11 protein-coding genes and 1 pseudogene are annotated in these 13,104 nt (G+C 69.6%); 6 read left to right on the top strand and 6 right to left on the bottom strand.

Going from position 1 to position 13,104, the window contains the following annotated elements; translation table 11 throughout:
* Positions 1–133 (top strand): annotated as a pseudogene (locus tag ACFYXB_RS32805) (succinyl-CoA--3-ketoacid-CoA transferase); the annotation flags it as partial.
* Between the two features lie 85 nt (positions 134–218).
* Here the strand turns inward: ACFYXB_RS32805 and ACFYXB_RS32800 are convergent.
* Complete coding sequence (locus ACFYXB_RS32800) at positions 219–1,739, bottom strand: 4-hydroxyphenylacetate 3-hydroxylase N-terminal domain-containing protein (RefSeq protein ID WP_351350839.1); 1,521 nt, start codon at positions 1,737–1,739, stop codon at positions 219–221.
* A gap of 131 nt (positions 1,740–1,870) precedes the next feature.
* Positions 1,871–3,724 carry a LuxR C-terminal-related transcriptional regulator gene (locus ACFYXB_RS32795; protein WP_389588505.1) on the bottom strand — a complete coding sequence of 618 codons (1,854 nt, stop codon included), beginning with the start codon at positions 3,722–3,724 and terminating at the stop codon, positions 1,871–1,873.
* Between the two features lie 658 nt (positions 3,725–4,382).
* Here ACFYXB_RS32795 and ACFYXB_RS32790 point away from each other — a divergent pair.
* The 3 genes from ACFYXB_RS32790 to ACFYXB_RS32780 all read left to right on the top strand — a co-directional run bounded on the left by ACFYXB_RS32790 (position 4,383) and on the right by ACFYXB_RS32780 (position 7,130).
* Positions 4,383–4,757 (top strand): cupin domain-containing protein, encoded by a 375-nt coding sequence (locus ACFYXB_RS32790; RefSeq protein WP_351350940.1) that lies wholly within the window; start codon positions 4,383–4,385, stop codon positions 4,755–4,757.
* A 98-nt stretch (positions 4,758–4,855) separates the two neighbouring features.
* On the top strand, positions 4,856–6,049 hold the full coding sequence (locus ACFYXB_RS32785; protein WP_389588503.1) for a 4-hydroxybenzoate 3-monooxygenase: 1,194 nt from the start codon (positions 4,856–4,858) through the stop codon (positions 6,047–6,049).
* 217 nt (positions 6,050–6,266) lie between these two features.
* Positions 6,267–7,130 (top strand): Bax inhibitor-1/YccA family protein, encoded by an 864-nt coding sequence (locus ACFYXB_RS32780; RefSeq protein WP_351350845.1) that lies wholly within the window; start codon positions 6,267–6,269, stop codon positions 7,128–7,130.
* 83 nt (positions 7,131–7,213) lie between these two features.
* Here ACFYXB_RS32780 and ACFYXB_RS32775 read toward each other — a convergent pair whose 3' ends face one another.
* Entirely contained in the window at positions 7,214–7,444 is a 231-nt protein-coding gene (locus ACFYXB_RS32775; RefSeq protein WP_351350847.1) for a DUF4287 domain-containing protein, read from the bottom strand.
* A 129-nt stretch (positions 7,445–7,573) separates the two neighbouring features.
* Between ACFYXB_RS32775 and ACFYXB_RS32770 the strand changes: the two genes are divergently transcribed.
* Positions 7,574–7,855 carry a hypothetical protein gene (locus tag ACFYXB_RS32770; protein ID WP_389588500.1) on the top strand — a complete coding sequence of 94 codons (282 nt, stop codon included), beginning with the start codon at positions 7,574–7,576 and terminating at the stop codon, positions 7,853–7,855.
* Positions 7,856–7,863: 8 nt separating this feature from the next.
* On the opposite strand, the gene ACFYXB_RS32765 is transcribed toward ACFYXB_RS32770, so the two are convergent.
* The 3 genes from ACFYXB_RS32765 to ACFYXB_RS32755 all read right to left on the bottom strand — a co-directional run bounded on the left by ACFYXB_RS32765 (position 7,864) and on the right by ACFYXB_RS32755 (position 11,341).
* Entirely contained in the window at positions 7,864–8,646 is a 783-nt protein-coding gene (locus ACFYXB_RS32765) for a hypothetical protein (protein WP_389588518.1), read from the bottom strand.
* 281 nt (positions 8,647–8,927) lie between these two features.
* A complete protein-coding gene (locus ACFYXB_RS32760; protein ID WP_389588498.1) occupies positions 8,928–10,148 on the bottom strand; it encodes an acetyl-CoA C-acetyltransferase in 1,221 nt (406 codons plus the stop codon).
* Between the two features lie 155 nt (positions 10,149–10,303).
* Positions 10,304–11,341 (bottom strand): SGNH/GDSL hydrolase family protein, encoded by a 1,038-nt coding sequence (locus ACFYXB_RS32755; protein ID WP_389588496.1) that lies wholly within the window; start codon positions 11,339–11,341, stop codon positions 10,304–10,306.
* A 158-nt stretch (positions 11,342–11,499) separates the two neighbouring features.
* On the opposite strand from ACFYXB_RS32755, the gene ACFYXB_RS32750 reads away from it, so the two are divergent.
* The gene (locus tag ACFYXB_RS32750) at positions 11,500–12,891 is read left to right on the top strand and encodes a cystathionine beta-synthase (RefSeq protein ID WP_389588494.1); all 1,392 of its coding nucleotides are present in this window, start codon (positions 11,500–11,502) and stop codon (positions 12,889–12,891) included.
* The last annotated feature ends 213 nt before the right edge of the window (positions 12,892–13,104 follow it).

The following is a 13,104-nucleotide window of genomic DNA, read 5'->3' as shown; positions in this document are numbered from 1 at the left end:
GAACCGCGTCATCACCGACCTCGGCGTCCTCGACATCACCGACCACGGACTGCACCTCGTCGAATGCGCACCCGGCGTGAGCACCACGGAGATCATCAACAGCACCGACGCCGAACTGACCATAAGGACGTAGGTGCTGCCCGAGGGGCCGAATGGCACCCGTGAGAACAGGGCCGGATCCGACTGAGTCGGACCCGGCCCTGTTCTCTCTGCTCCGGTCAGGAAGCATCCTGCCGGCGGGCGTAGTCGGCCTGCGCCATGTACTCGGTGTCCGTCGACTCCTGCTCGGGGAGCTCTATCCCGCAGACCCGGCGCGCCAGGTCGGCGATCGCCCCGCTCGGAGACAACTCGGCCCGCTTCATGGTGAGCGTCCGAATGGCAAGCAGCGGAGTGCCGTTGAAGTTCTCGAACACGGCGATCCGGTTGCCCCAGTCGGAGAGGAACAGGTCGCGGATCACCCGGCTGATCTTCATCCGGTCATGCGGCCGCCCGACCGGGCCCGTCTGCAGCGCCTGCAGCCACGGCCTGAGCTCGGGACGCTGCCACTGTCCCTCCGTGGGGAAGATCAGCGACGCACGGCCTGCCAGGTCGATGATCTCGTCCACCATGCGGCCGACGTTCTCCAGGTAGAAGGCACGGCCGAAGTCGAACATCAGGACGTTCGGCTTGTAGAGGCCGCCCGGAGTCGTGAAGCCCTCTTCCTCGGAGGCGACGACATGGGCCTTGAGGGTCTGGTGGAACTCGGCGAACTGGGCCAGCCGAGTCTGGACCGGAGGCAGCTGATACGTGCCGATGTGCTCGGTGATCAGCAACGCCAGTCCCAGCATCAGCTCGGCGCGCACCATCTGCCGTACCAGCGCCTGGTAGTGCAGCCAGTCGAAGACGCGCTGCGGGTACAGCGAGGCGTGCTTCGGGTTGCCGATGTGGAACACACGGTCCCAGGGGATGAGCACGTCCTCGAACAGCAGGACGGCGTCGAGCTCGTCCCCCTGCGACGCGAGGGGGTGCTCCTGCTCCTCGCCGTCCCTGACGTTGCTCTCACGGCAGACGACGGTCACACCCGGGGCGTTCGTGGGGACGGCCCCGAAGATCACCTGCTCCGGCTGGATCCCCGGCCGGAAGAACACGCCGATGTGGATCCAGTCGCCGAAGGCCGCTCCGGTGCTGATGGCCTTCACGCCCCGGACCGTGATGCCCTCCTCCGAGGTGGCGACGACGCGGAGGGCCGGCGACTCGGCCTGTGCCGATTCCCGGGACCGGTCCGTCTGAGGGTCCACGAAGGCGGGCGTGGTGTTCAGGTCTCCGTCCCGGACAAGGTCCCAGAAGTCGGCGATGCCCTTGGTCAGGTCCCGGCCGTCCGTGCCGACGGACTCACTGCTCCAGGGCTCCGGGTCGTCGACGTAGGTGATCAGGACGTAGTTGTTGACGTCCGGCGTACGGGGCGTGGATCCGCCACCGAGCTCCCGGAGCACCGTCTCGATGTACCGGCGCTTGCGTCGCAGGTCTTCCTTGGACCGGTGCTGGAACCACATCATCGACCGGCGCCGACCGTCGTCGTCCACGAAGGTCATGACGTCCGTCAGGTCGGACCTGTGGTGGAGATCGTAGAACTCCGCGATGCGCTGTGCGTACGCCCGCGTCTTCGGGTGAGTGGCCACGTTGTCGATGAGCTCGTCGCCCACCCACACCTTGCGGCCGTCGTTGAGGGATGCCAGGTAGTCCTTGCCGGTTCGCAGCACGTCAGGCTCCTCGGGCTCGTCGGGAAGGGAACGGCTCGATGGTGGACGCCGATGGGGTGACTGATGCGCCCCGGCGCCGTATCACCCGGGTGATGTGCGGCGGCCGCCGCACATCGGGCCGTGCTTCGCCGCTATAGGAGGCCTCGTTCACGGGCCCGGGCAACAGCGCCGGGACGGTTGTGCACGTCCAGCTTGCGGAAGATCGCCCTCACCTGGGTCTTCACGGTGTTCCGGGAGAGGTACAGCTCCGCGGCGATCTCACGCAGGGTCAGCGGACCGCACAGAGCTCGCAGGATGCGGCGTTCGGCGGCCGACAGTTCCTGTTCTCGAGGTTCTTCCGACGGAGTGACCACCGTGCCCGATGTCACCGAGGTGACCGGAAGAAGGCCGCTGAGAATCCCCGGGGACTCGCACCGCGTGGCGGTGACCGCGGCGCTCCGCAGCGCTTCTCGTGCCGCGTCACGGTCCCCACGCCGGTCTTCCAGGCGGGATCGAAGCAGGCCGCACAGGGCGCGGGCGTGCGGTTCGCCGGGCGGCCACGCGGCGGTGGCAAGGACCCGCTCGGCAAGGGCCAGCGAACGGTCCGCCTCGTCCAAGGCGTGGGTACCGAGCGCCACGCCTCCGCGGCTGACATGGGCCAATACGGTCACGAAGTGGCCGCTCAGACCCGCTGCCTCGGCGGTCTCGAGGGCCTGCGCACCGAGTGTCTCGGCCTGTCCCGGCCGTCCGGAGAGGCCGGCACAAGCAGCCTGGGCCCCAAGTGCCCGCACCAACGCCAGCGCATGGCCCGACGCCCGTGCATGACGGGCTCCTTCACCGAGCCAGCTCTGCGACTCCTCGTAGTCCCCGTGCCACAGCAGGGCCAGACCACGGGTCACGCATCCCAGCGCCCGCCAGCTCGTCAGAGGCCCGGGCCCACGCAGCTGGGGAACGGCGGGCTCGGTGAGCCGAGCGGCCGTCAGAATCTCTCCCCTCAGGCAGGACACCGCGGACCGGGCGATGGCCGTCGCATCGATCGGGGACGTCTCGCCGAAGGTGACAGGCCCCGGCCGGTGCGCATCGGCCAGATCGAGCGACCAGCCGGCCGACTCGGCGTCTCCCCCGGCGAGCGCGGTCATGGCACGGACGATGCACAGCCTGGTGTCCGCAGCAACCATCTCCCAGGGCAGCTGCTCCAGCCAGAGCGCCACATCCGCGTGCCGCCCGGTGACCACCGCGCCTTCCCATGCCTGCAGAACCGCCGAAGCAGCTGTCGTGAGGTCCGCACCGAGAACCGCGTGCCGGACCGCGCGCGAAGTCTCTCCGTGCTGATCGAACCATCGTGCGGCAGCGCGGTGAAGGGGAACAGACCCGGTCGGCCGTTCGGCATCCACGGCCTTGGCCAGGACGGAACGCAACGCGGGATGCAGGCGAAGGGTCTCGCGCCCGGGCCCGAGGGGAACCAGGAACTGGACCGCCTGGGCGAGTTCCTGCAGCAGGGCACCGGCCCGGGCCTCACCGGTCACCGCCCAGCACGGTCCGGCAGCCAGTTCGTCGAGCACGCTGAGATCCTCGAGGAAGTCCCGCTGACGCGTGGTCAACCGGCCGAGGACTTCGGCTCGGAGATAGTCCGAGATGGCCCGTTCCACACGAGTGAGGTAATCCGGTTCCCGAGGGACCTCTCCCGGCCGGGCGGCCAGGTGCGCAGCCAGGCCCAGGCCGGCCGCCCAGCCCTCGGTGCCGGCGTACAGTTCCGCGAACCGCCCGGCCGGAAGGGCGACTTCCGCGGCCCTGAAAAGTTCCTCCGCTTCCTCCGGCGTGAAACGCAGATCGTCGGGACCGAATTCGGCGACGCTTCCCCGGGCGCGCAGCGACGGAACGGGCCCGCCCGGCACACGCCGGGTCGCGATCACAATGCGCAATCCCGGGGGAATCCAGGTGACGAAGTCCGCCAGGGTCTGCAGGGCCTCCACGTCCGTGAGGAACTCGAGGCCATCGAGTATCAATGTGGAACGGCCTTCGGCGAGCTCCCGCGGCAGGACTGGGAAATGGGTGTCGAGCTGTGGACTCTCTGCTTCGGTATGCGCCGGGGACGGCCCGGGGAGGGCGGGTCGCGCCTCCCTCAGTGCCCGGGTGATGCCGTCCCGCAGACGCGCCGGCGTGTTGTCCCGGGCATCGAGGTTGAGCCATGCGCACTCGCCTCGGTTCCGAGCCGCCTGCGACCACTCCGCCAAGAGCGACGTCTTCCCCGATCCGGCCGGTGCCGAGACCACCACGATCGGTGCGGACGTGGCATCCAGCTCCCGAAGGAGGCGGGGTCGTGAGATCCACAGGGTGGAGTGCGGTTGCGGCCGGAATTTGAATTCATGTACGAGGGGCTCCATGATCCTGCCCCGATCTCGGATTGGAGTGGTTCGTCGAAAGGTAATCCTGCATTCTTGTCGGCCCGTTCCGGCGGCCGCATCACCTGTTCATGCGATGTCCGGGTCTGGCGCGCTGCGTCCTCGATGACGCGGGGTCCCGAATTGTGGAGGCCGCTCACAGGGGGCAGGGTGGTTGAGGGATTCTCTGTGGGCAGGTTTACGGAGGTGAAGTTCAGTGCCGGAGAAGGACTCAGTGAGCGGAACCACCGAGCAGGAGAGCTCGGCGACGTTCGGACCCAAGATGCTGGCGGACGTCAAGCCGCCCTTCATTCCCGAGGGCGCTTCCGGGATGACCGTCCTTGTCGAGTGGCCTCCCGGTCACCCCGGGGCTGCTCCGCACCGACACTCGGGGCCGGCTTTCGGTTACGTGATGGAGGGAGCGGTCCGGTTCGAGCTCGAGGGTGAGCCGGAGCGCGTGGTCAAGGCCGGTGAGACGTTCTGGGAGCCGGGCGGCGACGTGATCCACTACCAGGACGGCAACGCCTTGTCCGACGCGTCGACCAAGTTCCTCGTGCTCATGCTCTGCGAGCCGGGTCAGCCGATGTTCACGTATGTCGAACAGGATGAGCTGGAGAAGCGGGCGCACCTGCGCGCCCCGCGTCCCTCCGCAAGCTGACCAGTGAGGGGCGGCCCTGGCGCGCCGGTCCCTCCTTGCCAACGTGACCCCCTCGCAGGACCGTTGACACCCGGTGGGTGGGGTCGCAGACTCACGCGATGCACACCACCGTCGGCATCATCGGGGCCGGTCCCGCCGGGCTGTTGCTCGCGCGGCTGCTGCACCGTGCGGGGATCGAGTCCGTCGTGCTGGAGAGCCGTGACCGCGGCTATGTCGAGCAGCGGCAGCGGGCCGGGATCCTGGAACAGGGCACGGTCGACGTGCTGCGCACGGCCGGGGCCGGGGAGCGCATGGACCGGGAGGGGCTGCGGCACGACGGGATCGAGCTGCGCTTCGACCGGCGGCGCCACCGGATCGATTTTCCCGGACTCACCGGCGGGCGGTCCGTGACCGTGTACGCGCAGACCGAGGTCTGCAAGGACCTCATCGCCCTCCAGCTGAAGGAGGGCGGGCCGCTGCTCTTCGGCGCGGAGGCGCTCGGGGTCGAGGACGCCGACGGCGACCGGCCGCGCGTCCGGTTCCGGCGCGAAGGGCGGGAGGGACGCGAGGACGTCCTGGAGTGCGACTACCTCGCCGGGTGCGACGGCTTCTGGGGCGTGGCCCGCAAGGCGGTGCCCGCTGCCGTGTCCCGGGTCTTCGAGCGGTCGTACCCCTATGCCTGGCTCGGCATCCTCGCCGACGTCGCGCCCTCCCACGACGAGCTGGTGTACGCCCGCCACGACCGCGGCTTCGCCCTGCTGTCCATGCGCTCGCCCTCCGTCTCCCGCCTCTACCTCCAGGTCCCCGCCGGGACGGCCGCCGAGGAGTGGAGCGACGAGGAGATCTGGGACGAGCTGGAGCGCCGCTTCGAGACGACCGACGACTGGCGTCTGCGGCGCGGACCGGTCACCCAGAAGTCGGTCACGCCCATGCGGTCCTACGTCCACGAGCCCATGCGGTACGGCCGCCTCTTCCTCGCCGGGGACGCCGCCCACATCGTGCCGCCGACCGGCGCCAAGGGCCTCAACCTGGCCGTCGGCGACGTCGTCACCCTCGCCCACGCGCTGACCCACGCCGAGCGGACCGGATCGCCGGAGCTCCTCGACGCCTACTCCGCGACGTGTCTGCGCCGCGTCTGGCAGGCCGAGCGGTTCTCGTACGACATGACGACCCTGCTGCACCGCGCCCCCGACGCCGACGCCTTCGAGGACCGCCTCCAGTTGGCCCAACTGGAGCGCATCGCCTCCTCACGCGCGGCCGAGACCGACCTGGCCGAGGCATACACCGGCTTCCCGCTCTTCCCGCTGGGCTGACCAGTGCGTACGGCGGGCGGCCTCGCGGTTACCGGCCGGTTCCGGACGTGTAGCGGGTCGGTCATGGAATGCCACCCTCCATGGCCGGGAATGAGGCACCCGCGTAGCGTGTTGCGCACCACGGCTGGGAAAGATCCTCCCCAGGAACTAGCGTCTTCCCTTTGCCAACCTATTACTCTTGAGCCAAGGCCACGCAGGGTGGCCATGGAGGAGTGAAATGAGGAGCAGCAACCCGGTCTTCTCGCGACGGGGGTTCAGCCGCGACAACGGCTACGCGAGCTTCAACACCGCGCCGCAGGCCGGGTACGCACAGGGCAACCCGTACGCCCAGGCCGGCAATCCCTACGCGCAGAACCCGTACGCCCAGCAGGACCAGCAGTACGGCGCCCCGCAGGCCCCGGTCACCACCGACCGGATGACGATGGACGACGTCGTCATGCGCTCGGCCACCACGCTCGGCGTGGTCGCCCTCGGCGCGGTCCTCGCCTGGGCGCTGCTCCCGGTCTCGGCCACCAGCTACGGCCTGGCGATCGGCTCCGCCCTGGTCGCGATGGTCCTGGCGCTGATCCAGAGCTTCAAGCGCACCCCGACGCCCGCGCTGATCCTGGGATACGCCGCCTTCGAGGGCGTCTTCCTCGGCGTGATCAGCGAGATGTACAACAGCGCGTGGAGCGGCGCCCCGTTCCAGGCGGTGCTCGGCACCATGGCGGTCTCGGGCGCGACCCTGCTCGTCTACAAGGCCGGATGGATCCGCGTCACCGCCCGCTACGCCCGTATCGGCCTGGCCATCGCCATGGCGTTCATCGTGGTCATGGCGGTCAACCTGCTGCTCGTGGTGTTCGGCGTCGCCGAGGACGGCGGTCTGCGCAGCTTCGGTCCGCTCGGCGCGATCGTGGGCATCATCGCGATCCTGCTCGGCGCGTTCTTCCTGACCCTCGACTTCAAGCAGATCGAGGACGGCATCGCGTACGGCGCCCCGCGCAACGAGGCCTGGCTGGCCGCGTTCGGTCTCACTCTGACCCTGGTGTGGATCTACGTGGAGATGCTGCGGCTGGTGGCGATCTTCAATAGCAGCGACTAGCCGACGACCTGCCGCTCGGCAGACGCGTCGCGAAGGGCCCCGGGATCCGTCCCGGGGCCCTTCGACGTTCCGGATGTGCGCGCCTAGAGCAGTTTGCGCGCGGCCCTCCTCATGTCGTACTCATGAACGATCGCCTTGGCGTGGCCGTACGCGAGGTTGTGCTCGTGCCGGAGCCAGCTGACCTTCTCCTCGAAGTTGAAGAGAGCGGGGCCTTCGTCGACAGCGCGAAGCCAGTCGGTGACTTCACGACCGGTGCAGTGCGGGATGCGGGCGAGCAGATTGCGATGGGTCTCCTCGGAGAAGACTTGGGACATCGGCGCCTCCGGACGCATTCGAAGCCGGTCCTTCACGTCACCGTGCCTGAGCGTTGGCGTGTTGGCAACAGTCCCGCTGCTACGCGTTACGCTCACCGCGTGGTTGATACGTCACCCCTGAGCCGAGCCGTGGATCACTTCGCCGACCGTTTGCGGGCGGCCCCGCAAAGTCGCTTGCAGCGTAGCGGGGCGGGTGCCGCGCTTGCTCTGGCCCGGCAACTGTCCGAGTGGGCGCAGCGTATCGAGGAGCCGGGTGCCGAGCCTCGGGAGATGCCCGAGGCGGGGATGTTTGCGGTCGCGGACCAGATCACCGTTGCCGGGCATGACTTGGCGGTGTTGCTGCGCAGCGACGCCGAGGTTGTCGAGGCGGTGCGGTTGGTCGAGGAGGCGCAGAAGAAGGCGGGGGTTTGAGAGCGCTCCTACAGCGACGCGATGACCCTGTCCGCCAGGATGTAGATGTTCTGCTCGCCGCACGCGAACGTCAGGGTGTACGCCCCCGAGATTCCCGAGCCGCCCAGCAGGACCGGGGTCTCGCCGGAGCGTAGGGCCGTGGCCAGGCGTTCCGCCGTTTCGCGGTGGCCCGGTGTCATGCACAGGGTCGTGCCGTCGGCGAACACGTAGACGTCGAGCGTGCCGAGCGGGCCCGGGCGGACGTCGGTGAGTTCCACGCCGGCCTCGGCGAGCTGCTCCAGGGTGGAGACCGTGCGCTCGTGGTCGTTCACGACCGGCGACTGCACGGGCACGAAGTCCGGGTGCGAGGGGTGACGGCGGCGGGCGGCTGCCAGTTCGGGGGAGTCCCCGGCGAACTCGTCGACCTCCGTCGTCGGCTCGGCCACCGGCTCCAGCGGCTCCAGACCCACGAAGTCGGTCTGCCGCGGCAGGAACGGTTCGTTGTCGGAGAGGCCCAGCAGCGAGGGCGCGTCGGAGGCGTCCCGGCTCTCCTGGGCGGCCCAGAACGCGCGGGCCTCGGCGAGCTCCCGCTCCCGTTCCTCGGCGAGCGCCTCGGCCACGGCGGCGCGTATCTCGTCCGCGTCGGCGGCGGTGCGGGCGGCGGGCAGCAACGCACGCATGGCGGCTGCCTGGCTCTCGGCGAGCTGGGTGTGCAGGGCCGCCACCTGACGGCGCAGCACGAGAACGGTGCGCAGAACAGCGACGCCCACGGCGCCCGTGGCGACCGTGGTGAGCAGCAAGGCGATCGGCATGGCGCTCACTACGTACTCCCGGTTCAAAGTCGACCCCCGACTTCCTACATCAGCTTGAAGGGTGGACTAACCAGCTGTCAGTGCGTAACGTCACGAAACGGACAGGACTTTGGGTCTGGGGTTTAGCTGTGTACTGGCGCTGACCTGCGTAGATATCCCCCCGAAGGGAGATAGGTCACATCCTGGGGGAGATTGGATCACAAATCGGCCCGGCGTTCGAGCGGTACTCGAAAGCCGGGCCGAAGCGTCACGGTGGGTTCCGCAGCGATTACCGAACGGGCTCAGCTGAGGCGTTCGATGACCATCGCCATGCCCTGGCCGCCGCCGACGCACATCGTCTCCAGGCCGAACTGCTTGTCGTGGAACTGGAGCGAGTTGATGAGCGTGCCGGTGATGCGGGCGCCGGTCATGCCGAAGGGGTGGCCCACGGCGATCGCGCCGCCGTTGACGTTCAGCTTCTCCAGCGGGATGTTCAGTTCCCGGTAGGAGGGGATCACCTGGGCGGCGAACGCCTCGTTGATCTCGACCAGGTCGATGTCGTCGATGGTGAGGCCGGCGCGGCGGAGGGCCTGCTGCGACGCCTCGACCGGGCCGAGGCCCATGATCTCGGGGGACAGGCCCGTAACGCCGGTCGACACGATGCGGGCGAGCGGGGTGAGGCCGAGCTCGCGGGCCTTGGTGTCGGACATGACGACCACGGCCGCCGCGCCGTCGTTCAGGGGGCAGCAGTTGCCCGCCGTGACCATGCCGTCGGGGCGGAAGACCGGCTTGAGGCCCTGGACGCCCTCCATCGTGACGCCGGCGCGCGGGCCGTCGTCCTTGCTGATCACCGTGCCGTCGGGGAGGGTCACCGGGGTGATCTCGCGCTCCCAGAAGCCGTTCTTGATGGCTTCCTCGGCGAGGTTCTGCGAGCGGACGCCGAACTCGTCCATGTCCTGGCGGGTGACGCCCTTCCAGCGGGCCAGGTTCTCGGCCGTCTGTCCCATCGCGATGTAGGCGTCCGGGACGAGGCCGTCCTCACGCGGGTCGTGCCAGGTCGTGCCCACCTGCTGGGCGACCTCGGCGGTACGGGCCTCGGCCTCGGCGAAGAACGGGTTGTGCGTGTCCGGGAGGCTGTCGGAGTTGCCCTTGGTGAAGCGGGAGACCATCTCGACGCCGGCCGAGATGAAGACGTCGCCCTCGCCGGCCTTGATGGCGTGCAGGGCCATGCGGCTCGTCTGGAGGGACGAGGAGCAGTAGCGGGTGATCGTGCAGCCCGGCAGGTGGTCCATGCCCATCTGCACGGCGACGATCCGGCCGAGGTTGTTGCCCTGCTCGCCGCCGGGCAGACCACAGCCGAGCATCAGGTCGTCGATGTCCCTCGGGTCCAGCTCGGGGACCTTGGCGAGGGCGGCCTGGATGATCGTGGCGGTGATGTCGTCCGGGCGCAGGTCCTTGAGAGAGCCCTTGAAGGCGCGGCCGATGGGGGAACGGGCGGTCGAGACGATGACGGCTTCGGGCATCACGGCTCCATGGGCGTATGGGGGTACGGGCAGGGCTCACTTGGGAAGTTACCCGCACGTACCGTCGCGGTCACCGGTCTCGCCATGTGACCCTGACCGCACTTGTCTAAGCGCTTGCTTGGGCCGCTGGGGCGGCCTTGCCGACGGCCTCGTCCTCAAACGCCGGACGGGCTGGTCGGTGACGTGGGTGCAGGCTGCGGCTCGCTGACCCGGCGCCTGCGCCTCCGCTTGAGCAGTGCCCACGGTCCCCGCGGCCCCGTCGGCATCGCCGCCGTGACCTCGGTGCCGGCCTCGGACGCCGCCTCCGCGGCGGCGCGGGCGACCGGCAGGAAGCCCTCGCGGCGCGAGACGTCCGGGCGCTCCTCCCCCGCCGGCCACAGGCCGAGGGTCGCGCAGACGGTCGGCAGGACCGCCATCGCCGCCGTGGCGTAGCCCTCCGCCGAGGGGTGGTAGTTGTCGGGGCCGAACAGCTCACGGGGGTTCGCCGCGAACTCGGGGCCCAGCAGGTCGCCCAGCGACACCGTACGGCCCCCCTGCTCGACCGCCCCGATCGTCTGGGCCGCCGCCAGTTGCCGCGAGGCCCGGCGGGCCAGCCAGCGCAGCGGCTGCTGCACCGGCTCGATCGTGCCCAGGTCGGGACAGGTGCCGACGACGACCTCGGCACCGGCCGTGCGCAGCCGTCGTACCGCCGCCGAGAGGTGTCGCACCGAGCGGGTCGGGGGCATTCGGTGGGTCACGTCGTTCGCGCCGATCATGATCACGCAGACGTCCGGGGCGGGCGTGGGCGCGGACAGGACCAGGGCCACCTGACGGTCCAGGTCGTCCGACTGGGCACCCGGAAGGGCCACGTTGCGCAGCACCACCGGTCGCTCCGCCACCGCCGCGAGTCCCGACGCCAGCAGCGCGCCCGGTGTCTGCCCCGACCGGTGCACGCCCTGGCCCGCCGCCGTGGAGTCGCCGAGCAGTGTCAGCCTCAGCGCCTGCTCGCCCGGGACGGCATAGCCGGGGCCGTACAGACCGTCCGCCGACGGGACCCGGCCGCCGTCCCCGTTGCCCACATGACGCTTGGCCAGCCGCACCTCGGCCAGCAGCAGGCCGACGGCCGCCGCGCCGACCAGTCCGACCCCGCCACCGCCGTACGCCGCACCGGCCGCGATCCGCCGGGCCACCCTCGCCCTCGACATGTTCGTCATCCGCCGCCGCCACCTCCTCGTAGCCGTACATCCACTCCTTGCCCCGTACTGGCAGTGCGCCAATCTCAACGGGGAGTGAACGCCCACCCCGCCCTGCCCGGGCCTTAGGCTGGCGGAACCACTACGACCACTCTTTTTGCAAGCAACCGGAGACAACGGTGCAATTCCACGACTCGATGATCAGCCTCGTCGGCAACACCCCGCTGCTGAGGCTCAACAACGTGACCAAGGGCATCCAGGCGACCGTCCTGGCCAAGGTGGAGTACTTCAACCCGGGCGGTTCCGTGAAGGACCGCATCGCCCTACGCATGATCGAGGCCGCCGAGCAGAGCGGGGAGCTCAAGCCGGGCGGCACGATCGTCGAGCCGACCAGTGGGAACACCGGTGTCGGACTTGCCATCGTGGCCCAGCAGAAGGGCTACAAGTGCATCTTCGTCTGCCCGGACAAGGTGAGCACCGACAAGATCAACGTGCTGCGCGCGTACGGGGCCGAGGTGGTCGTGTGCCCGACCGCCGTCGATCCCGAGCACCCCGACTCCTACTACAACGTCTCCGACCGGCTGGTGCGCGAGACCCCGGGGGCCTGGAAGCCCGACCAGTACTCCAACCCCAACAACCCGCTCTCGCACTATCACTCGACCGGCCCCGAGCTGTGGGAGCAGACCGAGGGGAAGATCACCCACTTCGTGGCGGGTGTCGGCACCGGCGGCACCATCTCCGGCACCGGCCGCTATCTGAAGGACGCCAGTGACGGCCGGGTGCAGGTCATCGGCGCCGACCCCGAGGGCTCGGTGTACTCCGGCGGCTCCGGGCGGCCGTACCTGGTCGAGGGCGTGGGTGAGGACTTCTGGCCCACCGCCTACGACCGGACCGTCGCCGACGAGATCGTCCCGGTCTCCGACAAGGACTCCTTCCAGATGACCCGGCGCCTCGCGAAGGAGGAGGGGCTGCTGGTCGGCGGTTCCTGCGGCATGGCGGTCGTGGCCGCGCTGCGGGTCGCCGAGCGGCTGGGCCCCGACGACGTCGTGGTGGTTCTCCTTCCCGACAGCGGGCGCGGCTACCTCAGCAAGATCTTCAACGACGAGTGGATGGCCGACTACGGCTTCCTCGAGGACGAGGGCCCCAGCGCCCGCGTCGCCGACGTCCTGAACGACAAGGTGCACGGCGCCATCCCCTCCCTCGTCCATATGCACCCGGACGAAACCGTCGGGCAGGCCATCGAGGTGCTGCGCGAGTACGGCGTCTCGCAGATGCCGGTCGTCAAGCCCGGCGCCGGTCACCCCGACGTGATGGCCGCAGAGGTCGTGGGCTCGGTCGTGGAGCGGGAGCTGCTCGACGCCCTCTTCAACAAGCGGGCCTCGCTGGAGGACCCGCTGGAGAAGCACATGTGCGCCCCGCTGCCCCAGGTCGGCTCCGGCGAGCCGGTCGCGGACCTGATGTCGGTGCTGGGCTCGGCGGACGCGGCGATCGTCCTCGTCGAGGGCAAGCCGACCGGTGTGGTCAGCCGGCAGGACCTGCTGGCCTTCCTCGCCAAGGGCGCAAGGCAGTAGCAAACGTCCGGTGAACCGACCGTGACGGCGGGGAACTTACGGTTTCCTGTCCGGTCTGTGGACTTCGCGGAAGTGGTACGAGCGCGTCACGTGCGCGCAGCACCGGCTTAACACGGGTCCGGCACATTAGTGGGTGTCGGCAGGGCGGGAGCGGCTCCCCGCCCAGGCCGGCGCCGAACGGCGCCAAGGACCTCCGGAGCGGCTCCCGGACCT

Origin of the sequence: Streptomyces sp. NPDC002619 (assembly GCF_042889305.1) — a bacterium.
Lineage (GTDB): Bacteria > Actinomycetota > Actinomycetes > Streptomycetales > Streptomycetaceae > Streptomyces.
Note: the sequence above shows the minus strand (reverse complement) of the source record. Positions and strands in the feature narration are given on the sequence as shown.

Coding starts and splice junctions, on each gene's coding strand:
- ACFYXB_RS32785 (WP_389588503.1), top strand. CDS start 4,856: ATGCACACCACCGTCGGCATCATCGGGGCCGGTCCCGCCGGGCTGTTG.
- ACFYXB_RS32760 (WP_389588498.1), bottom strand. CDS start 10,148: ATGCCCGAAGCCGTCATCGTCTCGACCGCCCGTTCCCCCATCGGCCGC.
- ACFYXB_RS32790 (WP_351350940.1), top strand. CDS start 4,383: ATGCTGGCGGACGTCAAGCCGCCCTTCATTCCCGAGGGCGCTTCCGGG.
- ACFYXB_RS32765 (WP_389588518.1), bottom strand. CDS start 8,646: ATGCCGATCGCCTTGCTGCTCACCACGGTCGCCACGGGCGCCGTGGGC.
- ACFYXB_RS32775 (WP_351350847.1), bottom strand. CDS start 7,444: ATGTCCCAAGTCTTCTCCGAGGAGACCCATCGCAATCTGCTCGCCCGC.
- ACFYXB_RS32755 (WP_389588496.1), bottom strand. CDS start 11,341: ATGACGAACATGTCGAGGGCGAGGGTGGCCCGGCGGATCGCGGCCGGT.
- ACFYXB_RS32780 (WP_351350845.1), top strand. CDS start 6,267: ATGAGGAGCAGCAACCCGGTCTTCTCGCGACGGGGGTTCAGCCGCGAC.